We start from the raw sequence: 17,453 nt of genomic DNA on the forward strand, positions 1-17,453 counted from the left end.
TCTATATTTGAAATTCTTTTGTTTAATTATTTTTTTCTTCACGTATACTAACACCGACATATTATTTCAAGGGGTGTTATTGATGAAGCAGCAACATACGTCTGTTGAAGCAGCTCTTCGTCATTATAAAGAAGGGGTTGGCACATTTACGCAAAAGTTGCCGAACGTTGCTAGCCGTTTTCATGCGTTCACAGAAGCGTGCTTTGAGGAAGGGGCGTTGTCCAAAAAAGAAAAGCAGTTAATTGCGCTTGGAATCAGCCTTGCTACGCAAGATGAATATTGTGTGATTTATCATACGAAAGGATGTTTAGACGAAGGGGCTTCAGAACAGGAAATTTTAGAAACTTGCGGTGTAGCGGCGGCGTTCGCGGGTGGTGCGGCGATGAGCCAAGCGGTGACTTTAGTCCAAGAGTGCATTCATGAACTAACGATGAAACATTAATCAAGACTCCGTTATAGGGGTCTTTTTTCATCATTTTCGTTCATTGACATCCTGACAAAAAAGTTTTTCACTATGGATATAGTGATATTGTGTGCAAAAGGTTGCTAATACTTTTCATTTGTTATAAGATTGTAATGAGAATAAAATGAGAATAGACTAAAAAAGTCAATGATACAACGACACACACAATTTTTAGTGAAAATTGGAGGTATTCTGCATGGCAGTGTTGACCATTAAAGATCTTCACGTATCCGTTGAAGGAAAAGAAATTTTAAAAGGCGTGAACTTGGAAGTAAAAGGTGGAGAAATTCACGCCATCATGGGACCGAACGGAACGGGTAAATCAACGCTATCATCGGCGATTATGGGACATCCAAAATATGAAGTGACACGAGGAAGCATTACGTTAGACGGGCAAAACGTATTGGAGATGGAAGTGGATGAGCGCGCACGCGCCGGTTTATTTTTGGCGATGCAATATCCAAGTGAAATTAGCGGAGTAACGAACGCGGATTTCCTTCGCGCCGCCATTAACGCTCGCCTTGGCGAAGGCAATGAAATTTCGTTAATGAAATTTATCCGCAAGCTGGACGAAAAAATGGAATTTCTTGAAATGAATCCAGATATGGCGCATCGCTACTTAAATGAAGGATTCTCCGGCGGGGAGAAAAAACGCAACGAAATTCTTCAATTAATGATGCTTGAACCGAAAATCGCGATTTTGGACGAGATCGACTCCGGTCTTGACATTGACGCGTTGAAAATTGTTTCAAAAGGAATTAATGAAATGCGCAGCAGCGAATTCGGCTGCTTGATCATTACGCACTATCAACGTTTGTTAAACTACATCACACCAGATTACGTGCATGTCATGATGCAAGGGCGCATCGTAAAATCCGGTGGTCCGGAGTTGGCGCAACGTCTTGAGGCGGAAGGATACGATTGGATTAAAAAAGAACTTGGCATTGAAGATGAAACGGTTGAGCAAGAAGCGTAAGCGTTAGGAGGAGTATTATGACGACAGAAACAAAAATACCATTCGACCAACAATATGTGCGCTCATTTTCCAGCGGGCGCGGCGAACCGGACTGGCTTTTACAGCTCCGCTTACAAGCTCTTGCCAAAGCAGAAGAGTTGCCGCTGCCAAAGCCGGATAAAACAAAAATTGACAACTGGAACTTTACCCAATTTGCGAACCATGTTGTCGAAAGCGCGCCGTTTGCTTCATTAGATGAATTGCCTGAGGCGGTAAAGGCGCTGATTGAGGCAGGAGAGGGAACGAAAAACTTATACGTCCAACGCGACCATACGCCAGCGTATTTGTCGCTGTCGGAAGAACTAAAAGCAAAAGGTGTCATTTTCACCGATATTTTCACAGCAGCGCGCGAACATGGAGATTTGTTGCAAAAATATTTGCTGAAAGATGGTGTGAAATTTGACGAGCACCGTTTAACGGCGCTGCATGCTGCGCTTTTTAACGGCGGCGTGTTTGTGTACGTGCCAAAAGGCGTTGAGGTGGATGTTCCGCTTCAAGCTGTTTATATTCAAGAAAGCGACGATATCGCATTATTTAATCATGTCATCGTGGTAGCGGAAGATAATAGCCGCATTGCTTATGTGGAAAACTATATTTCCGCAAAAGGAGTTAGCAAAGCTGTTGTCAATATCGTCGCCGAAGTGTTTGCCAACACGAATGCCCGCGTGTTTTTTGCCGCGGTCGATAACTTGGCGAAAGGCGTCACTACGTATGTAAACCGCCGCGGCATCGCTGGACGCGATGGTCGCATTGAGTGGGCGCTCGGTTTAATGAACGACGGGGATACCGTTTCGGAAAACATCACTCGCTTAATTGGGGACGGCTCCTTCGGCGATACGAAAACGGTTGTCGTCGGCCGCGGGGAGCAAGTGCAAAACTTTACGACAAGCGTTGTCCATTATGGCAAACATACGGAAGGCTACATTTTAAAACACGGCGTTGTTAGAGATAGCGCGACTTCGATTTTTAACGGCATCGGAAAAATTGAGCACGGCGCTTCGAAATCGAACGCACAGCAAGAATCGCGCGTGTTGATGTTAAGCGAAAAAGCGCGCGGGGACGCAAACCCTATTTTATTAATCGACGAAGACGATGTAATGGCAGGACACGCTGCGTCTGTCGGCCGCGTCGATCCTACACAGCTGTATTATTTAATGAGCCGCGGCATTCCAAGACGTGAAGCGGAACGTCTGATCATTCATGGTTTCTTGGCGCCTGTTGTCGAGGCTATTCCTATTGAAAGCGTGAAAAAGCAACTTATCGAAGTGATTGAAAGGAAAGTGCAATCATGAATACAAAAGAGATTCGTCGGTTGTTTCCAATTTTAGATCAAAAAGTAAATGGAAAACCGCTTGTATATCTTGACAATGCTGCAACGTCGCAAAAGCCTCTTTCCGTCATTGAAGCGCTTGACCGCTATTATCGCGAGTATAACTCGAACGTCCATCGCGGCGTTCATACGCTCGGAACAAAAGCGACGGACGCATATGAAGGAGCGCGTGAAAAAGTACGGCGGTTTATTAATGCGAAGTCCACTCAAGAAATTATTTTTACAAGAGGAACGACAACAGCGTTGAACATGGTCGCAACGAGTTATGGCCGCGCCAACTTGCAAGAAGGCGATGAAATCGTCATTACGTACATGGAACACCACAGCAATTTGATCCCATGGCAGCAAGCGGCCAAACGGACAGGGGCGACATTAAAATACATTCCGCTACAAGCGGATGGAACGATCGATATGAAAGATGTGGAAGCAACGGTGACGGAAAACACGAAAATCGTCGCTGTTGCCCACGTATCCAACGTATTAGGAACGATTAACCCAATTAAAGAAATTGCGCGCGTTGCCCATCAACGCGGCGCTGTCATAGTGGTGGACGCCGCGCAAAGCGCCCCTCATATGAAAATTGATGTTCAAGATCTCGATTGTGATTTTTTGGCGTTTTCTGGGCATAAGATGTGCGGTCCGACAGGAATTGGAGTATTATATGGTAAAAGAGAGTTATTAGAAAAGATGGAACCGGTAGAATTTGGCGGTGAAATGATCGATTTCGTCGAATTGTATGAGTCAACATGGAAAGAACTTCCGTGGAAATTCGAGGGTGGTACGCCGATTATTGCGGGAGCAATCGGTTTGGGAGCAGCGATCGACTTCCTTGAAGAAATCGGATTGGACAATATTGCCGCACATGAGCAGGAGCTTGCCCAGTACGCCTTAGAACGATTGTCCGCAATCGAAGGGCTCACGATTTACGGTCCGAAACATCGCGGCGGGTTAGTGACGTTCAACATAGAAGGGGTTCATCCGCATGATGTGGCAACCGTCCTTGATGCGGAAGGAATCGCTGTCCGCGCCGGCCACCATTGCGCCCAGCCGTTAATGAAATGGTTGAACGTAACGGCTACGGCTCGTGCAAGCTTTTATCTCTATAATACAAAAGAGGAAATCGATCAGCTTGCTGACGCATTACAGAAAACGAAGGAGTATTTTGGCCATGTCTTCTAATAGCCCTTTAGATATGCTTTATCGTCAAGTAATTATGGATCATTATAAAAATCCGAGAAATCGCGGCGTGTTAGAAGGAAACAGTGTAGATATTAACATGAACAATCCGACTTGCGGCGACCGGATCCATTTAACGATGAAAGTCGAAGATGGAAAAATTGCCGATGTGAAATTCGAAGGAGAAGGTTGTTCGATTTCGATGTCATCGGCGTCGATGATGACGCAGGCAATTAAAGGAAAAACGGTCGAAGAAGCATTAAAGCTGGCAACGATTTTTTCGGATATGATGCAAGGAAAAGAATATGATGACGATATCGACTTAGGCGATATTGAAGCGCTTCAAGGCGTTTCGAAATTTCCGGCCCGCATTAAATGCGCGACATTGGCATGGAAAGCGATGGAAAAAGGTTTGCATCAGCATCATTAACGGTAATAAAGAAAAAGGAGGGTGAAACCGCATGGCGAAAAAAGCGCCAGAAATCGGCGAATATAAGTATGGATTCGTCGATAAAGACGTATCGGTATTCCGCGCGAAACGCGGGTTGACACGGGAAGTTGTCGAAGAAATTTCCCGGATGAAAAATGAGCCGAAATGGATGTTGGAATTCCGCTTAAAAGCGTTAGATATTTTCTACAGCAAACCAATGCCGCAATGGGGCGGCGATTTGTCAAGCTTAGATTTTGATGAAATTACGTATTATGTAAAACCGACGGAAAAATCGGGCCGTTCTTGGGACGAAGTGCCGCCGGAAATTAAAGCAACGTTCGATAAGTTAGGAATTCCTGAAGCAGAACAAAAATATTTGGCGGGTGTATCGGCACAGTACGAATCAGAAGTCGTTTACCATAATATGAAAGAAGATTTAGAAAAACTTGGTGTTATTTTTAAAGATACAGACTCCGCGTTAAAAGAAAACGAAGATCTTTTCCGCGAGTATTTTGCTAAAGTCGTGCCGCCTACAGACAATAAATTTGCGGCGCTAAACTCAGCGGTGTGGTCGGGCGGTTCGTTTATTTACGTGCCAAAAGGCGTCAAAGTGGATACGCCGCTGCAAGCGTACTTCCGCATTAACTCGGAAAATATGGGGCAGTTTGAGCGCACATTAATTATCGTTGATGAGGGGGCGCACGTTCATTACGTCGAAGGATGTACCGCGCCGATTTACACAACTGCTTCGCTTCATAGCGCTGTGGTTGAAATCATCGTCAAAAAAGGTGCGTACTGCCGCTACACGACGATTCAAAACTGGTCGAACAACGTGTTTAACCTTGTCACAAAACGTGCGGTTTGTGAAGAAAACGCGACGATGGAATGGATCGACGGAAACATTGGTTCTAAATTAACGATGAAATATCCTGCTGTTATTTTGAAAGGCGAAGGCGCGCGCGGCTTGACATTGTCGATTGCGATCGCCGGAAAAGGCCAGCATCAAGACGCGGGTGCGAAAATGATTCACCTTGCGCCAAACACATCATCGACGATCGTGTCGAAATCGATTTCGAAACAAGGCGGCAAAGTGACGTACCGCGGAATGGTTCACTTTGGCCGCAAAGCGTCAGGATCGCGTTCGAACATTGAATGCGATACGCTCATTATGGATAACCAATCGACATCCGATACGATCCCATATAACGAAATTTTAAACGACAACATTTCGCTTGAGCATGAAGCGAAAGTGTCGAAAGTATCGGAAGAGCAATTGTTCTATCTCATGAGCCGCGGCATTTCGGAACAAGAAGCGACAGAAATGATTGTCATGGGCTTTATCGAGCCGTTTACAAGAGAGCTTCCAATGGAATACGCCGTGGAAATGAACCGACTCATTAAGTTTGAAATGGAAGGAAGTATTGGTTAATCTTATAAAATCAAAGGTGTGGCGCTTTTTCTTGAACGCCACACCCACAATTCACCCACAATTATATTTTTTCTGTGTACCGCTGATACAACTCCAGTGCCTCATCCTCGATTTTTTTGGTCACATGGAGGTATGTGTCAGCGGTTGTTTTTATACTTGCATGTCCTAACCTTTCGGACACGTATTTAATATTTGCTCCGGCTTCGAGAAGATGAACAGCATGAGTATGCCGAAGAGCGTGTGGTGATAATATCGGAAGCCCAGCACGCTTACAAACTTCTTTAAAGTATTCACGGACAACGTTTGTCCGTAACCAACGTCCGTCGTGTTGATGAAACACAATGTTGGTTTCAGGTTTTTTATAGTTCTGGTATTTTAAATACATTTCATTCCGGTTAATACGATGTTTTTTTAACAGACGAATCGTCACGTCGTCTAATTTGATTGTTCGCAAACTTGCTTTCGATTTCGGAGTCGAAAGATACGGCGTTGAGTTAGTCGGATACACTAGCGTTTTGTTCACCGTGAGTGTCTTATTTTCAAAATCGATGTCATCCCACGTCAATGCCAAAGCTTCCCCGATCCGCAACCCCGTACGGGCCAAAAGAGTGAACAGTACATAGTACTGAATCGAATGTTGATACTTAGCATGTTTCTGTGGTTTCTTTACCTCCTCTAAAAATTTTTCCAGCTGCTCCCGCGTGAAATATTTTAATTCCTGATTTCTATCCGTTTCTTTTGGAATAGTGATTTTCACAAGCGGATTTTCACGCAAAATACGGAATTCATGGACAGCGTCATTGAGCGCTGAATTCATGATACTGTGAATTCGTCTAACTGTTCCTTCGCTATATCGCTCCCTCAATTCATTAATCCATTTCTGATATTCAACTCTGGTAATTTCTTTAAGCTTATAATTCCCCCAACGCGGAAGAATGTTTAGTCGGACGTTTCTTTCTTGGAGAGAATAAGTGATAGGCTTGACGTTTGGTTTTTTATACACTTCGAGCCACTTTTCAAAATACGCATCTACTCTTTCGTTCCCATCTTCAGAGAATCCGTAATACTCCAATTCCATTTCCGCCTGGGCGGCTGCCAATTGGGCTTCTTTTTTTGTTTTAAATCCACGCTTAGATTTTTCTTTATACTTACCGGTCGCCCGATCTTTATAGCGGATTCGATATTCCCATGTTCCGTTTGGGTGTTTACGGAAACTAGCCAATTTCACTCCTCCTTTTCTAAGTTTTGAATGATAACTTTTTGTCCATTCTCAAGCTCACCGATTAATTTGTTATCCTCTACTGTAATTCGTGAAAATATAGGGATACTGACCATTGAACGGTCATTTCTTTTCTTTTTCTTCTTTTCCCGATAATCATCTAAATTAATGATCATAGCGAAATACCTCCTTAAATTAAACGAATATACGTTCTGTTTCATGGTTAAAATTTTTTAAATGAACAAGCTCTTGTGGCACACTGTACATTTTAGCTACGTCATATATGGTCAGATCGGTGCCTTGGTATTGAGTGATAACGTCATCTGGAAGTAATAATTCAACAGCAAATGTGTTAGCTTCCACTTCAAGTTTTTCCACAGAAAATAGAGTGTTAGCCCGCAGAAAAGGGGTGTTCGCCCTAGGATGCAAAACGGCATGTCCAAGTTCATGAGCGCATACAAAACGTTGTATTGTTTCCTCGAGTTGATTATTAATATGGATAAACTGGACTCGTTTGTAAGAACTATAAAAGCCGAAAGTGTTTCCAAGCTCTGCAAATAAGACAATTATGTTTTTTTCTTTTGCGATTCGAAACGGATCATTGGACTTGTGTTTTTTAATAATTTGCCTCACTACTTTTTTTATTGCTGTCATTCCCCTGACCCCCGTGTTTTATTTATTTTCTATATTTTTTAGGGGTAAATTTCTTCTTAGCAATTCGTTTAGCAAGCCTCATAGAGTTCTCCAAAGAAATTTTGATTAGCTCTTTAGTTTCCTCGTCCATTGGTTCGCCGTCATACATCAGTCCTTCTTGGCTTTCAAGGCTATCCATTATTCTTTGTAAGTCCTTCGCAATATCCTTTTCGTCTTTTTCCGTTAATTCAGGCAATTTTGAGTCCCAATCGGAATTATTGGAAGGTGAAGGATCATCTGTTTTCCCCAATAAATAATCTGTTGATACTCCGAAAATATCTGCAAGTTTAGCTAAAACATCACTAGGAATTTTAGTTATTACTCCTCTTTCATAATGAGATATGTTAACTCTATTCATTCCTAATTTTTTTGCCAAATTTTCTTGTGATAGCCCTCGCTTAATGCGTAATTCCTTAATTCTCATTCCGGGATAAAACATCAAATTGCACCACCTAAAATAATTTTATCGAAATTTGTAATTATAGCTTGCGTAATTAAAAATTACATGTTATTATTACTTACGTAAGGAGGTGTTACAGATTTGAAAGAGCGTAAAGTTAGATCAAAATTTAAGGCTTTACGTATGAAAAAAGGTACTCAACGCAAAGTTGCAAATGATTTAGGAGTTACTGAAACTACAGTCCGTAATATTGAAAATGGTCATTCAGATCCGGGAGTCGATCTTGTATTTGCATTCGCAATTTATTTCAATGTACCGGTTGAAGAGTTGTGGCCTGATCTCATGGAAAGAGCTTCAAAACGCTTTTCTTAACCCGACAATTACATTATAAACCGTAAATGTCATTTACGCAATTATTTTTTTACAAAAATATATTATTTTTTATCAAATATGTAATTATGAATTACATCAAATTCCTTTCAAAAACCAAACATAGAGAGGTGGATATTTCATGATAAATATCCAAATTGACGATCAAGAAATTGAACAACGTTTCTTACAAGAACTACGTAAGCGGATTGATGAAATCCAACATCGTCATACGTTCTGGGATATGAAGGAATTGTGTCGCCAAACCAACATGAGCGAAACATTTATCCGAGAAACATTCTTTTATGATCCACGTTTTCCAAAGTATCGCGTGGGGAAGAAGTGGTTATTCCCAGCGAAGGAAGCAGAAGAATTCTTGCTCATGTGGTTAAAAGAGCAGCCGAGAAGCTGAAAGGATGTAACCACAAATGAAAATCGCGCCTAACGATTATTGTGCGTTGCAAAGTTCGATTTGATTCGTGGTGATTACCGCATCGCATTCTTTTCAAAAGAAATTTGGACAAGCGGGAGGTGAAAGAACATGGAATGCCCACGTTGCGGCGCGGAAGCCCGTTGGGAAGTGGTGGAAGTTGTCGAAGGAAAAGGCTACGTTTGGGAAGCAAGATGCGACGAGTGCGACTGGGAAGATACGAAATACGAGTTCTGAACTTCAAATGAGTCGATCTTTTTGGTGAAAAATTGGACAAGGGGTGGAATCCATGAATATTCAGGAAGCAACCAAGTTAGCAGTGGAAAAAGGACTGTGCATTACACGGACAGGCGATGAACTTTATAAATTCATGAGAATAAAACCGACTGACACACCAGACTGCTGCATTGTCTTTCCTTCACCAGAATACGAGAGAATAGCTGGCAAAAAGATATCCCCCGGCAAAAGATGGAATCCGAAAGCGGAGGATTTGCTTGCAGATGATTGGATTGTTATTGGATTAGAGACTTGATCTCTTTTATAAGCGTATAACCCTTTTTCAATAACGTATTTTCTTCAACATTCGCTATGCCACGAGGGTTCAATGCTGTTATATAAGCGACATTATCGGCAGGTAGAATCGACACGAAGCCCTCTTCTTCTAACAGATATAAAGCTTTTGAAAGAGAATTTTCAGTTTCATTGGGATGGAGCTGTTTAAAAAAATCAAGATCGAACAGCTCACGATTATTTTTCTTATACTCTACGACCATTTGTTTAAGTAGTTGTTCAGAAAGCTTTATAAGTTTCATCTGTATCACCTCCTTCCCTTAAACATCATTCGACAAGAAGGAGGAAAATCCTACAAAAAGTGAGGAGGAAACGTCATGAATCAATTACAGATTTTTAATCATCCGATGTTCGGTGATGTTCGGTTCGTTGAGATTAATAACAATCCGCACGCCGTTGGTAATGATGTTGCAAAAGCGCTGGGGTATAGCCGACCGCATGAAGCAATTTCAAACCACTGCAAGGGGGCGGTAACTTACCGCATCCTTACTAACGGCGGAGAACAAACGGTGAAAGTTATTCCAGAAGGAGATATATACCGATTGATCGTCAAAGCAGCCGATCAAAGCAAAAACCAAGAAATCAGACGGAAAGCGGAAGAATTTGAAAAGTGGATATTTGAAGTAGTCCTTCCAACAATCAGAAAAACGGGTGGCTATGTTGCTAACGATGACTTGTTCATCCAAACCTACTTGCCTTTCGCTGATGAACAGACGCAAATGTTATTTCGCGGCATTCTTCAAACCGTTCGCCGACAAAACGAACAAATCGCTGCTATGAAACCGAAAGCGGATTACTTTGACGCCTTGGTCGATCGAAACCTTTTGACCAATTTCCGGGACACTGCAAAAGAACTGAAAGTCAAGGAGCGGTTCTTTATCAATTGGCTTCTCCAAAACAAATTTGTTTATCGGGATCAGAAAGGGAAACTCAAACCTTATGCGCCGTATGTGTCGGAATTATTTGAATTGAAGGAGTTTGTTCGAAATGGAAAAGCCGATGTTCAAACGCTGATTACACCGAAAGGGAGAGAGACGTTCCGGCTTCTGTTGCAAAAGGAGGGGATGGCATCATGAACATCCTCCCAGGCGATATGCAACGTGCTGCCAAACTGCTCGATTGTTGCGACTATTGCCTTGCCCGCGCTCGTGTGGCTCAGTTCGGGCGCGACTTGAACGAGGCAGAAAAATGGGTGAAAGAGTTCTTGCGTTGCAAACGTGATCTCGATGAATTGGTGCGGAAGAAAGAAGAGCACGACAAACTGCTCGAGGTTGTTGAGTTGATGAAAGCACGCGGTATTGATATTGAGATCATTTTGAGAAAGGGGAATGAGCAATGAATATCTGTTTCACTGCTAGTCGTCTTATGAAAGTTTCAGAGGTTCGTAGATTGTGCAAGGAAATGCGTGAAAATCAAGCGCTGTTAATGGCAACAGAATTGAAGGCAAAAGAGGAGCTTTACAAACGCTTTTTACAAAAAGAAAAAACGGCCAGTGCCTAACACCAGCCATCATAACCAACCAGCCCGTTCAATCACAATATAGCATATTTCCTCTCCCTTTCACAAGACAGGCTGGTGCCTGTCGTCAGGTGCAGGAGCGCTGTTTCCCTATCCCCCTTTTCCAGCGTTCTTGCGCTTGACGATGTGCACTAGCACATCCGTAAGGCGATGGCGGAATAGGTAGACGCAGGGTAGGCCGGTTAGCTCATGAGGCCCGCGTGAAGCAGCGCATGCAAGGTGCAAATCCTTGCTCGCCTTACGCTACATACCTATGCGAAAGGAGGGACAAGTATGACACGGGAGGAGAAAAAACTTATCCGGTTGCGGATCATCGATTTGCTCGATCAGTGCCAGGGTTGCCCAAACCGTTATGTGACAAACGCAAGTATCCACATCTGCCCGAGCTGCCCAATCGGGCAACAGATGCAGGCACTCGGTCAAAAACTATGGAAACGCGACGAACGCGACGAGAAGAAGCGCGCGGCGGTGATCGCAGAGATTCCAAAACGGCGTCAGTGGACTACACAGGAGGAAGAATTCCTTTTGCAAAACCTCCATATGGGTTGTAGAGAGCTGGCGAAACAATTAGGGCGCACTTATAAGTCCGTTCACAACAAAATAACCAATTTGAAAAAAAGGGGGCGCATCCATGCAAGTTGAAAATCCGATGACTCGTCCGATTGTAGAAAAAAGTTCCCACTGGGGAATTGATGCTTGCGGCGATGAAATTCTCTACGGCGATGTCATTTATGAGTTCCCGGACGGGGAGATTGTACTCGAGGAAAATATTCGTCAGTATCTCACTGAAAATCTTGGCGCTACACGCAAAATTGCCGAATAAAAAACGCCTCACTGGGGAGAGTGAGGCGCACGCAATGGTGATTCCTTTGAAACAGCTACCTACATAGTACAGGAATCGCCTTCAAAAATCAAATGGAGGTGGAACGATGTCGGTTGTCTTTGCCAACACAAATGAAATGAGTCATGAGGAATGGTTGGCTGCGCGTCGGAAGGGAATCGGAGGAAGCGATGCAGCTGCCATTGCCGGTTTAAACAAATGGAAATCTCCTGTTGCGGTGTATCTTGAAAAGATTGGACAAGCCCCAGAGGAAGATGTGAGTAGCGAAGCAGCGTATTGGGGTACAGTGCTTGAGGATGTCGTCGCTCAAGAATTCAGCAAACGTACAGGTCTCAAAGTGCGGCGTAAAAATGCGATTCTACAGCATCCAGAACATTCTTTCATGCTTGCAAACGTGGATCGGCTGATTGCCGGTGAGAAGGCAGGGCTTGAATGTAAAACGGCCAGTGAATACCTCAAAGAAGAGTGGAAAGATGATGAGGTTCCGGCACAATATCTCATTCAATGCCAGCACTACATGGCTGTCACTGGTTTTGATTCCTGGTGGATTGCGGTTCTCATCGGTGGAAATAAGTTCATCTACAAAAAAATCGAGCGTGATGAAGAGATCATTCAGTATCTCATTCAGATCGAATCGGATTTTTGGAACAATCATGTTCTCAAGAAAAATCCACCGATGTTTGACGGTTCGGATGCTTCGAGTGATTTACTGAAAGCTTTGTATCCGACAGCGAAGTTCGATGAAGAGATTGAACTTCCACCTCATGCTAACGAGTTGATTGCGAAATATGAACAAGCCAAACAAGAGGAAGCCGAAGCTGCCGAACGTCGTAAGGAAGCTGAAAATCAACTTAAGGCTATGCTCGGTGATTATGAAAGAGCATTTGCCGGCGATCGTATTGTCACATGGAAAAACGTTCGTAGTAGCCGTGTTGATACCAAGTTACTCAAAGCGAAGTATCCAGAAATATATCAGGAGGTCGCCAAAGAAACGGTATCGCGGCGATTCTCCATTAAGTAGGTGAATGAATATGGCCAAATGCAAAGGTTGCGGCAAGGAAATTGAATGGATTAAAACGCCTGCCGGCAAAGCTATGCCGGTGGATATCGAGGTCATAACTGTAGTGACTGCAAAAGGCGAAGTTGTCAAAGGGCATATCCCTCACTGGGCAACTTGCCCTGCGGCACAGCAATTCAAAAAGAAATAGGAGGTTATCAGTATGGCAACAAATCAATCTCTAAAAAATCAGCTTGCAAACAAAGCAAATAAAAAAGAGGCGGCAGCGCCTACTCCAGCACAAACCATTGCGGCATATCTCAAAAAAATGGGACCGGAGATTGAAAAAGCTCTTCCAAAACACATGGACGCTGATCGCATGGCACGAATCGCTCTCACAACTATTCGAACGAATCCTAAATTGCTGGAATGTTCTGTTCCTTCTCTTCTCGGCGCGGTGATGCAAGCAGCACAGCTTGGACTAGAGCCGGGGCTCATCGGACATTGCTACTTCGTTCCGTTCAAAAATGGAAAAACAGGACAATCCGATGTGCAATTCATCATTGGCTATAAAGGAATGATTGACCTAGCACGGCGCAGCGGAAACATCGAAAGCATTTATGCTCATGCGGTTTATGAAAACGACACGTTCGAATATGAGTATGGCTTACATCCGAAGCTTGTTCATAAGCCGGCCATGACAGATCGTGGTGAATTTATCGGCGCCTATGCAGTTGCTCATTTCAAAGACGGTGGCTATCAATTCGAATTCATGCCTAAAGAAGAAATTGAAAAACGCCGTAAGCGTTCAAAAGCAGCTAATAACGGTCCGTGGGTAACGGACTATGAGGAAATGGCCAAAAAGACTGTCATCCGGCACATGTGGAAGTACTTACCGATATCGATCGAAATTCAACAAGCTGTTACGCAAGATGAAACCGTGAGAAAAGATATCACCGCAGATCCAGAGCCAGTTGAATACATCGAAGCCGAAGCATTTGAGGTTTCAGCAGAGGAAGAGGAACAGCCGAAAGAAGAGGAAAAACCAAGCAATTTTGAACAGGAGAGCTTTGATATCGAATGATGGAATACCGCATCGCGATTCCACACTGCTATACGTGGATGGCTGCTGGCAACAAGAAAACTATACATCGCCTACATCAAGGGATATATCAAGAGCAGCCATCCCGGCTTAAAGCCGGTCAGGGTGGAAGGACGATATGTGATTTGCATCAAGAATAGTTCATGCAAAAAGGAGGTGGATTCTTGGCGAATCCACAATTAGATAACGGCTTTACGCGAATTGCAAATGAGATTTTGGAAAACATTTATTCCAGGAAATTTACGGCCAATCAATTGATCATTATTTTGGTTATTTGGCGTTATACTTATGGATTCCAACGAAAAGAACACGTTTTTTCGTTAAGTTTTTTGGCCGAGGTAACGGGTATAGACAGAAAGGCAGTCAAAAGGGCGCTTGATTCGCTGATCGAAGCTAATGTCATCATAGTCGTAAAAGAAGCGGATTTTAATAACGCTAGATGTTTAGCGTTCAATAAAAATTACGACGAATGGAAAATTGACCACAGGGGGATAAAAAACACCACTGTGAGTAAAAATGACCACACCGAAGAAATGACCACTGTAGGTAAAGATGACCACACCACAGTGGGTGATTTTGACCACACCACAGTGGGTAAAAATGACCACCATATAAAGAAAATATATAAAGAAAAAAATAAAGAAAATATTAAAGAAGAAGATAGAATAGACCATTTTCAGTTAATCGCCAACAAGTTCATTCAAAGAAGAGCGCATGGCTTTGATTTATCCCCAGAGGATGAGTTAGCTATCCATAGATTGCTAGATGACAACATCCCTATAGACATCATTTTGAAATACATCGATGAAATATTCGACGAGTATGAACCAAAGCACCGGTTAGATTACATTAAAAGCTTCAAGTATGTAGAAAAGGTCATTCTCGATCGTTATTTTGGCCAAAAAGGAGAGGAGAAAAACAATGGAGGCACGGTTCACAAGCATCGCCGAGGTGTTGGCCGATTTACAAAAGAAGGTGGCAAGTCATATGAACAAATCCTCCGAGAAGCCGAAGCAGCACGACGAGCTTGGGGAGGATCATGAGTGCCCGGTCTGCCTGGATACCGAATTCATCTTCTATCGAGATGAGCGCGGCTATGAATTCGCGAAACCTTGTGAATGCCGGGAACGGAAAGCATGGAAGCGCCGGTTCAAGCAAGCACTAATTCCAGATGAGTTTATCCATGCGAATTTTGAAAATTTCAAGCGATCGACGCAGTATCAGCAAGATATGTACGATGCGACCATTAGCTACCTAAACGAATTCGCTGTTATTAAACACGAGGACGGCACGACAAAGAAAATTATGTCTGACAAAAATTTAGGTTTCATTGCCAAGGTTGGCGAACAACGATTGCGAGAGCTACCTGTTTCGGAGCGTGCATCGATGAAACAAAAGCACAACAATTTCGGCGTCGGCAAAACTCATTTACAAATCGCCCTGGCCAAACGGCTCATTAAGGACGGATTCAATGTACTTGTCGTTTCAGATGTCACGTTCATGGACGAGCTCATCCAAGCCAAAATGATGAATGATGAGGGAGAAACACTCAACAAGCTTTTGCACAGTGCCATTCATGCTGATGTGCTCGTCTGGGATGACATCGGCAAGGCGAAATGGTCCGAAGCAAAAGAAGCATTGTACTACCAAATTATCAACGAGCGATACAGAAAGCAAAAACCGATTGTCTTTAATAGCAACGAAGATCGCGGAACATTGAGTGAAAAGATCGGATATGCTGCGGCAAGCCGATTGCTCGGACAATGCGGTCCATATCTCCATGAAGTCGAAGGTGAAGATTTTCGATTGAAAGGGGCGTAAAGAACGATGACATGCGTGAAATGTGACGGTACGGGTCGGCTATACACCAAAGTAGCAAACGGCGCGTGCTTGGTGACGGCTTGCGATTGCGAACATGCGAAGCGTGCCAGACAAGAATTCGAGCGGGAAATGGCCGAATTTCGGCGCCGGCTGCGTGAAGCGAAAGAACGGTTCGGAATAGCCGTGAAGTGATGCGTAGAGGGGGAGAGGATACATGCAACCAGGGGATTGGGTGTATTGCGTAAATCCGCACGAATATGTCTTTGGATGGTTGGGATATATCGACTGGATACGGCCGCCAGAATGCAAAGTGGTTTTTGTGCGAACAAGACTAAACCAACCGGTGCGGGAAGAACGCCGGATACTATTGAGCCGTCTCGAACCTGCTGGCGTGTCTACGGATTGGACAAGCTCTGAACTGAACGCATTGATTGATTTGGCACTTGATACACGTGACGAGGAATGGTTTTACGAACTTGCTGCCCGGAAAGGGGGTGAACGTGTTGATACTGTATAACAGCGTAAAAATGATGCAGGAGTTAAAACGCCAACACGTCATCCGCCAGCTCATCGAGATGGGCATACACGAGTATGAAGGACGGGAGATCGGGGAGCTGGATTATGATCGGTTGAAATATATCCTTGCGCTAGCAAGGTTAAAAAACTAACACGCTCTAAAACTTCAAATTTTAGCCCGTATGGCGTTTTTCTTGTGAGGGTAATAAAAGTATTTGAAAGCGAGAAAAACGCCGTACAGGGCAAAAACAGGCGTCTATAAGCCTAGCTGGAGGGAATGAGATGAACCGATTATGGGACGTCTTTTTGACGGCTACAGCAATTGTATGTGTCACAGGCATAGTAGTTCTCCTGATAGTCTTGGCGTATTTGGTTTTTTAACTTGGAGCACGTGGAGTACATTCGATTCATTTACGAATAAGAGGTGAAAATTCATGAATTTAGCTAAACTTTTCGAAATGCAACGCCGGCTGGATGAACAACAGGAGATATGGAAAGACATTCCTGGGTTTGAGGGTGAATATCAAGTTAGTAATTTAGGTTACGTAATTGGAGAGAGACTAACCCTAAATTTTTCACTACAACTAAACTAGCGAAATTATACGGTGTTAAACATTACCATATTTCTCGGATTTGCGAATTCAAAGCATGGAAAACAGTAATTTAAATGGGGGGATTGGAATGAATATCAAAAAATTATTTGAGTTACAAAAGCAATTGGATTTACGAATCGAAAAAGAGCATCCGCGGAAACCTGGCGAAGATCGGTTAGCAAAGAAAATCCTTGCGTTGATGGTGGAGCTTGGTGAACTTGCGAACGAAGCTAGATTTTTCAAATATTGGAGCCATGACCAGGCGCCGAGAACAAAAATTGAATATATATGCCCGACTTGTAACGGAACTGGCGATGAAAATTATGATAGTTATATTGACGATCTCGAAGGTGGTTACACGCACGAAGTCATTAATTGTGAGGATTGCGGGGGAACGGGGACTTTAGGTTACAAAAATCCACTCCTTGAAGAATACGTGGACTGCCTGCATTTCATCTTATCGATCGGAAACGACATCAACATGAATGAAGTGTATGAAGATTATGAACCAAAGCCGTTGTATTTCGGTGACGGTGATATT

Annotated in this window: 30 protein-coding genes; 25 read left to right on the forward strand and 5 right to left on the reverse strand. The window is 43.4% G+C overall.

Going from position 1 to position 17,453, the window contains the following annotated elements:
• Nucleotides 1-79: 79 nt before the first annotated feature.
• The 6 genes from BM278_RS09245 (at nucleotide 80) to sufB (ending at nucleotide 5,843) form a co-directional block, all read left to right on the forward strand.
• Complete coding sequence (locus tag BM278_RS09245) at nucleotides 80-442, forward strand: carboxymuconolactone decarboxylase family protein (protein WP_279625756.1); 363 nt, start codon at nucleotides 80-82, stop codon at nucleotides 440-442.
• A 217-nt stretch (nucleotides 443-659) separates the two neighbouring features.
• On the forward strand, nucleotides 660-1,439 hold the full coding sequence (sufC, locus tag BM278_RS09250; protein WP_090949166.1) for a Fe-S cluster assembly ATPase SufC: 780 nt from the start codon (nucleotides 660-662) through the stop codon (nucleotides 1,437-1,439).
• Between the two features lie 17 nt (nucleotides 1,440-1,456).
• The gene (sufD, locus tag BM278_RS09255; protein ID WP_090949167.1) at nucleotides 1,457-2,770 is read left to right on the forward strand and encodes a Fe-S cluster assembly protein SufD; all 1,314 of its coding nucleotides are present in this window, start codon (nucleotides 1,457-1,459) and stop codon (nucleotides 2,768-2,770) included.
• Nucleotides 2,767-3,987 (forward strand): cysteine desulfurase, encoded by a 1,221-nt coding sequence (locus BM278_RS09260; RefSeq protein WP_090949169.1) that lies wholly within the window; start codon nucleotides 2,767-2,769, stop codon nucleotides 3,985-3,987. Before sufD ends, BM278_RS09260 begins: the two co-directional genes overlap by 4 nt.
• On the forward strand, nucleotides 3,977-4,414 hold the full coding sequence (sufU, locus tag BM278_RS09265; protein ID WP_090949171.1) for a Fe-S cluster assembly sulfur transfer protein SufU: 438 nt from the start codon (nucleotides 3,977-3,979) through the stop codon (nucleotides 4,412-4,414). The genes BM278_RS09260 and sufU overlap by 11 nt, the downstream gene beginning before the upstream one ends.
• Before the next feature lie 31 nt (nucleotides 4,415-4,445).
• Nucleotides 4,446-5,843, forward strand: a complete 1,398-nt coding sequence (sufB, locus tag BM278_RS09270; protein WP_090949172.1) for a Fe-S cluster assembly protein SufB — start codon at nucleotides 4,446-4,448, stop codon at nucleotides 5,841-5,843.
• Between the two features lie 61 nt (nucleotides 5,844-5,904).
• On the opposite strand, the gene BM278_RS09275 is transcribed toward sufB, so the two are convergent.
• Genes BM278_RS09275 through BM278_RS09285 form a run of 4 tightly spaced genes read right to left on the reverse strand, consistent with a single transcriptional unit; the run spans nucleotide 5,905 to nucleotide 8,194 of the window.
• Nucleotides 5,905-7,065, reverse strand: coding sequence for a tyrosine-type recombinase/integrase (locus BM278_RS09275; protein WP_029761918.1), 1,161 nt, complete (start codon nucleotides 7,063-7,065; stop codon nucleotides 5,905-5,907).
• 2 nt (nucleotides 7,066-7,067) lie between these two features.
• The gene (locus tag BM278_RS18745; protein WP_167359611.1) at nucleotides 7,068-7,238 is read right to left on the reverse strand and encodes a hypothetical protein; all 171 of its coding nucleotides are present in this window, start codon (nucleotides 7,236-7,238) and stop codon (nucleotides 7,068-7,070) included.
• Between the two features lie 19 nt (nucleotides 7,239-7,257).
• Nucleotides 7,258-7,716 carry an ImmA/IrrE family metallo-endopeptidase gene (locus BM278_RS09280; protein WP_090949175.1) on the reverse strand — a complete coding sequence of 153 codons (459 nt, stop codon included), beginning with the start codon at nucleotides 7,714-7,716 and terminating at the stop codon, nucleotides 7,258-7,260.
• A 22-nt stretch (nucleotides 7,717-7,738) separates the two neighbouring features.
• Nucleotides 7,739-8,194: a helix-turn-helix domain-containing protein gene (locus tag BM278_RS09285; RefSeq protein ID WP_090949177.1), complete on the reverse strand. Its 456-nt coding sequence runs from the start codon at nucleotides 8,192-8,194 to the stop codon at nucleotides 7,739-7,741.
• 102 nt (nucleotides 8,195-8,296) lie between these two features.
• On the opposite strand from BM278_RS09285, the gene BM278_RS09290 reads away from it, so the two are divergent.
• The 4 genes from BM278_RS09290 (at nucleotide 8,297) to BM278_RS09300 (ending at nucleotide 9,486) form a co-directional block, all read left to right on the forward strand.
• Complete coding sequence (locus BM278_RS09290; protein WP_208601785.1) at nucleotides 8,297-8,527, forward strand: helix-turn-helix transcriptional regulator; 231 nt, start codon at nucleotides 8,297-8,299, stop codon at nucleotides 8,525-8,527.
• A 139-nt stretch (nucleotides 8,528-8,666) separates the two neighbouring features.
• Entirely contained in the window at nucleotides 8,667-8,936 is a 270-nt protein-coding gene (locus BM278_RS09295; protein ID WP_090949179.1) for a group-specific protein, read from the forward strand.
• A gap of 129 nt (nucleotides 8,937-9,065) precedes the next feature.
• On the forward strand, nucleotides 9,066-9,191 hold the full coding sequence (locus BM278_RS19470) for a hypothetical protein (protein WP_279625757.1): 126 nt from the start codon (nucleotides 9,066-9,068) through the stop codon (nucleotides 9,189-9,191).
• Nucleotides 9,192-9,243: 52 nt separating this feature from the next.
• Nucleotides 9,244-9,486, forward strand: coding sequence for a Thoeris anti-defense Tad2 family protein (locus tag BM278_RS09300; protein ID WP_090949181.1), 243 nt, complete (start codon nucleotides 9,244-9,246; stop codon nucleotides 9,484-9,486).
• Here BM278_RS09300 and BM278_RS09305 read toward each other — a convergent pair.
• A complete protein-coding gene (locus BM278_RS09305) occupies nucleotides 9,467-9,766 on the reverse strand; it encodes a lactate permease (protein WP_090949183.1) in 300 nt (99 codons plus the stop codon). The genes BM278_RS09300 and BM278_RS09305 overlap by 20 nt on opposite strands.
• A 75-nt stretch (nucleotides 9,767-9,841) precedes the next feature.
• On the opposite strand from BM278_RS09305, the gene BM278_RS09310 reads away from it, so the two are divergent.
• The 15 genes from BM278_RS09310 to BM278_RS09365 form a co-directional block, all read left to right on the forward strand.
• The gene (locus BM278_RS09310) at nucleotides 9,842-10,600 is read left to right on the forward strand and encodes a phage antirepressor KilAC domain-containing protein (protein ID WP_167359612.1); all 759 of its coding nucleotides are present in this window, start codon (nucleotides 9,842-9,844) and stop codon (nucleotides 10,598-10,600) included.
• On the forward strand, nucleotides 10,597-10,863 hold the full coding sequence (locus BM278_RS09315; RefSeq protein WP_090949184.1) for a hypothetical protein: 267 nt from the start codon (nucleotides 10,597-10,599) through the stop codon (nucleotides 10,861-10,863). The genes BM278_RS09310 and BM278_RS09315 overlap by 4 nt, the downstream gene beginning before the upstream one ends.
• Nucleotides 10,860-11,024, forward strand: coding sequence for a hypothetical protein (locus BM278_RS18750; RefSeq protein WP_167359613.1), 165 nt, complete (start codon nucleotides 10,860-10,862; stop codon nucleotides 11,022-11,024). Before BM278_RS09315 ends, BM278_RS18750 begins: the two co-directional genes overlap by 4 nt.
• 291 nt (nucleotides 11,025-11,315) lie before the next feature.
• A complete protein-coding gene (locus BM278_RS09320; RefSeq protein WP_090949186.1) occupies nucleotides 11,316-11,684 on the forward strand; it encodes a hypothetical protein in 369 nt (122 codons plus the stop codon).
• Nucleotides 11,674-11,865 carry a YqaI family protein gene (locus BM278_RS09325; protein WP_090949188.1) on the forward strand — a complete coding sequence of 64 codons (192 nt, stop codon included), beginning with the start codon at nucleotides 11,674-11,676 and terminating at the stop codon, nucleotides 11,863-11,865. Before BM278_RS09320 ends, BM278_RS09325 begins: the two co-directional genes overlap by 11 nt.
• Before the next feature lie 106 nt (nucleotides 11,866-11,971).
• Nucleotides 11,972-12,904 (forward strand): YqaJ viral recombinase family nuclease, encoded by a 933-nt coding sequence (locus BM278_RS09330; RefSeq protein ID WP_090949191.1) that lies wholly within the window; start codon nucleotides 11,972-11,974, stop codon nucleotides 12,902-12,904.
• A 10-nt stretch (nucleotides 12,905-12,914) separates the two neighbouring features.
• Nucleotides 12,915-13,091, forward strand: coding sequence for a hypothetical protein (locus tag BM278_RS18755; protein WP_167359614.1), 177 nt, complete (start codon nucleotides 12,915-12,917; stop codon nucleotides 13,089-13,091).
• A gap of 12 nt (nucleotides 13,092-13,103) precedes the next feature.
• Nucleotides 13,104-13,964 carry a recombination protein RecT gene (gene recT / locus BM278_RS09335; RefSeq protein WP_090949193.1) on the forward strand — a complete coding sequence of 287 codons (861 nt, stop codon included), beginning with the start codon at nucleotides 13,104-13,106 and terminating at the stop codon, nucleotides 13,962-13,964.
• 182 nt (nucleotides 13,965-14,146) lie between these two features.
• Nucleotides 14,147-15,025: a replication protein gene (locus BM278_RS09340; RefSeq protein ID WP_167359615.1), complete on the forward strand. Its 879-nt coding sequence runs from the start codon at nucleotides 14,147-14,149 to the stop codon at nucleotides 15,023-15,025.
• Complete coding sequence (locus BM278_RS09345; protein ID WP_090949196.1) at nucleotides 14,970-15,803, forward strand: ATP-binding protein; 834 nt, start codon at nucleotides 14,970-14,972, stop codon at nucleotides 15,801-15,803. Before BM278_RS09340 ends, BM278_RS09345 begins: the two co-directional genes overlap by 56 nt.
• A 6-nt stretch (nucleotides 15,804-15,809) precedes the next feature.
• A complete protein-coding gene (locus tag BM278_RS09350; RefSeq protein WP_090949198.1) occupies nucleotides 15,810-15,995 on the forward strand; it encodes a hypothetical protein in 186 nt (61 codons plus the stop codon).
• Between the two features lie 22 nt (nucleotides 15,996-16,017).
• The gene (locus BM278_RS09355; RefSeq protein ID WP_090949199.1) at nucleotides 16,018-16,320 is read left to right on the forward strand and encodes an IDEAL domain-containing protein; all 303 of its coding nucleotides are present in this window, start codon (nucleotides 16,018-16,020) and stop codon (nucleotides 16,318-16,320) included.
• Complete coding sequence (locus BM278_RS18760) at nucleotides 16,304-16,471, forward strand: hypothetical protein (protein ID WP_167359616.1); 168 nt, start codon at nucleotides 16,304-16,306, stop codon at nucleotides 16,469-16,471. Before BM278_RS09355 ends, BM278_RS18760 begins: the two co-directional genes overlap by 17 nt.
• Nucleotides 16,472-16,777: 306 nt before the next feature.
• Nucleotides 16,778-16,912, forward strand: coding sequence for an NUMOD4 domain-containing protein (locus tag BM278_RS19655; protein WP_425272974.1), 135 nt, complete (start codon nucleotides 16,778-16,780; stop codon nucleotides 16,910-16,912).
• Nucleotides 16,913-17,000: 88 nt separating this feature from the next.
• On the forward strand, nucleotides 17,001-17,453 hold a 453-nt coding region (locus BM278_RS09365; RefSeq protein ID WP_208601786.1), incomplete at its 3' end, for a dUTP diphosphatase.

The organism is Parageobacillus thermantarcticus (assembly GCF_900111865.1).
GTDB classification, from domain to species: domain Bacteria; phylum Bacillota; class Bacilli; order Bacillales; family Anoxybacillaceae; genus Parageobacillus; species Parageobacillus thermantarcticus.

Excerpts from the sequence above, each read along its gene's own strand:
- BM278_RS09355 (WP_090949199.1), top strand. The coding sequence starts at position 16,018 with ATGCAACCAGGGGATTGGGTGTATTGCGTAAATCCGCACGAATATGTC.
- BM278_RS09330 (WP_090949191.1), top strand. The coding sequence starts at position 11,972 with ATGTCGGTTGTCTTTGCCAACACAAATGAAATGAGTCATGAGGAATGG.
- BM278_RS09325 (WP_090949188.1), top strand. The coding sequence starts at position 11,674 with ATGCAAGTTGAAAATCCGATGACTCGTCCGATTGTAGAAAAAAGTTCC.
- BM278_RS18750 (WP_167359613.1), top strand. The coding sequence starts at position 10,860 with ATGAATATCTGTTTCACTGCTAGTCGTCTTATGAAAGTTTCAGAGGTT.
- BM278_RS18755 (WP_167359614.1), top strand. The coding sequence starts at position 12,915 with ATGGCCAAATGCAAAGGTTGCGGCAAGGAAATTGAATGGATTAAAACG.
- BM278_RS09345 (WP_090949196.1), top strand. The coding sequence starts at position 14,970 with ATGAACAAATCCTCCGAGAAGCCGAAGCAGCACGACGAGCTTGGGGAG.
- sufC (WP_090949166.1), top strand. The coding sequence starts at position 660 with ATGGCAGTGTTGACCATTAAAGATCTTCACGTATCCGTTGAAGGAAAA.
- BM278_RS19470 (WP_279625757.1), top strand. The coding sequence starts at position 9,066 with ATGGAATGCCCACGTTGCGGCGCGGAAGCCCGTTGGGAAGTGGTGGAA.
- BM278_RS09300 (WP_090949181.1), top strand. The coding sequence starts at position 9,244 with ATGAATATTCAGGAAGCAACCAAGTTAGCAGTGGAAAAAGGACTGTGC.
- sufB (WP_090949172.1), top strand. The coding sequence starts at position 4,446 with ATGGCGAAAAAAGCGCCAGAAATCGGCGAATATAAGTATGGATTCGTC.
- sufD (WP_090949167.1), top strand. The coding sequence starts at position 1,457 with ATGACGACAGAAACAAAAATACCATTCGACCAACAATATGTGCGCTCA.
- BM278_RS09310 (WP_167359612.1), top strand. The coding sequence starts at position 9,842 with ATGAATCAATTACAGATTTTTAATCATCCGATGTTCGGTGATGTTCGG.
- sufU (WP_090949171.1), top strand. The coding sequence starts at position 3,977 with ATGTCTTCTAATAGCCCTTTAGATATGCTTTATCGTCAAGTAATTATG.
- BM278_RS09295 (WP_090949179.1), top strand. The coding sequence starts at position 8,667 with ATGATAAATATCCAAATTGACGATCAAGAAATTGAACAACGTTTCTTA.
- BM278_RS09285 (WP_090949177.1), bottom strand. The coding sequence starts at position 8,194 with ATGTTTTATCCCGGAATGAGAATTAAGGAATTACGCATTAAGCGAGGG.
- BM278_RS19655 (WP_425272974.1), top strand. The coding sequence starts at position 16,778 with ATGCAACGCCGGCTGGATGAACAACAGGAGATATGGAAAGACATTCCT.
- BM278_RS09280 (WP_090949175.1), bottom strand. The coding sequence starts at position 7,716 with ATGACAGCAATAAAAAAAGTAGTGAGGCAAATTATTAAAAAACACAAG.
- BM278_RS09315 (WP_090949184.1), top strand. The coding sequence starts at position 10,597 with ATGAACATCCTCCCAGGCGATATGCAACGTGCTGCCAAACTGCTCGAT.
- BM278_RS09305 (WP_090949183.1), bottom strand. The coding sequence starts at position 9,766 with ATGAAACTTATAAAGCTTTCTGAACAACTACTTAAACAAATGGTCGTA.
- BM278_RS09320 (WP_090949186.1), top strand. The coding sequence starts at position 11,316 with ATGACACGGGAGGAGAAAAAACTTATCCGGTTGCGGATCATCGATTTG.
- recT (WP_090949193.1), top strand. The coding sequence starts at position 13,104 with ATGGCAACAAATCAATCTCTAAAAAATCAGCTTGCAAACAAAGCAAAT.
- BM278_RS09260 (WP_090949169.1), top strand. The coding sequence starts at position 2,767 with ATGAATACAAAAGAGATTCGTCGGTTGTTTCCAATTTTAGATCAAAAA.
- BM278_RS18745 (WP_167359611.1), bottom strand. The coding sequence starts at position 7,238 with ATGATCATTAATTTAGATGATTATCGGGAAAAGAAGAAAAAGAAAAGA.
- BM278_RS09350 (WP_090949198.1), top strand. The coding sequence starts at position 15,810 with ATGACATGCGTGAAATGTGACGGTACGGGTCGGCTATACACCAAAGTA.